The following is a 1,087-nucleotide window of genomic DNA, read 5'->3' on the forward strand; positions in this document are numbered from 1 at the left end:
TCGTGCGGCGCACCCGCCGCCGTGGCTGACTTTCGGTGGCTGAGGCCAGAACTGCGTTCCTCGACGGGACTTCACCAGTAACCCTCTCCAACTCGACAAGTCGAAGAAGGGCGAGAGGCCGGGCCAGGCAGAGCCAGGTGAGGGAGGACCCGACGACGCCGATGCCGCCGGGGCCACCCTCGCTGAAACGCTCACAGCACTACGCGACGAAATCCGCGCACTCAGCGCTGATCATCAGGAACTGCGCCGTGAAGTCGAGGAGTTGAAGGCAGCTCAGCAGTCGAAGCCTCAGTCCTGAGCTGGGCCACTTCCTCTCGCAACTCCATCGTCTCCCTCCTGAGGCGGCCGACCATGGCGCGCATCTCTTTGACCAGCGCGGCCACCTTTTCCGTGTCCCCGACGTGAATGCTGGTCGACCCCATTTCGTTGTCCGGTATGTGCTCGGTCATTGCTCCCGCTTGCTGCTGTGCCGTCGTTGCGTATCGCGATTGCTTGAAGCGCCGAGGCATGGTTGATCGGCTGTCCGACGGCCTCTCTCGCAGGTCCGGGATTGGTCCACGGTGTCCATGTGTTCCTCGCATGCTGCTCGGCCGCTCCCCTGCCCTGCGGAGCTGTTCAGAGTTTCTTTACTGTATCAAGGCGGCCCGCCTACGGCGTGCCGCGCGCGCTGGCGGCCACGGGCCGCCGCCGCTCCATGCCTCCGCCACCGCTGCGGCGGCCCCCGCCCACTCAGCGCGCAACACCGCCAGGGTGGGCAGCCAGAGCAGGAAGCAACCCGACCAGTCCGAGCGCCAGGACCAGACCGAAGCGCGCCGGTGACGACCGCACCGTGCCATCGGCCGCCGTTTCGCTCCGAGAGATCCGAAGCCGACCTGAGCACCGTCCCGACGTACACAACGCCCAGGCCGGAGGGGGCGCGGCCCGGGACGTATTCGGGCAGCGTGGCTGAGGCCCGAACGGGGTTGCTGGAGGCACACGTGACGGGTGCTCGTGCGGCGCACCCGCCGCCGTGGCTGACTTTCGGTGGCTGAGGCCAGAACTGCGTTCCTCGACGGGACTTCACCAGTAACCCTCTCCAACTCGACAA

1 protein-coding gene is annotated in these 1,087 nt (G+C 66.9%); it reads right to left on the minus strand.

The window, feature by feature from the left end:
- Positions 1-221: 221 nt before the first annotated feature.
- Complete coding sequence (locus PV396_RS44890) at positions 222-449, minus strand: hypothetical protein (RefSeq protein WP_319138511.1); 228 nt, start codon at positions 447-449, stop codon at positions 222-224.
- Between the last annotated feature and the right edge of the window lie 638 nt (positions 450-1,087).

The sequence above is a fragment of the Streptomyces sp. ME02-8801-2C genome, from assembly GCF_033793965.1.
Lineage (GTDB): Bacteria > Actinomycetota > Actinomycetes > Streptomycetales > Streptomycetaceae > Streptomyces.

Bases quoted from the DNA above. Each gene is read 5' to 3' on its own strand.
- PV396_RS44890 (WP_319138511.1), bottom strand. From the start codon at position 449: ATGACCGAGCACATACCGGACAACGAAATGGGGTCGACCAGCATTCAC.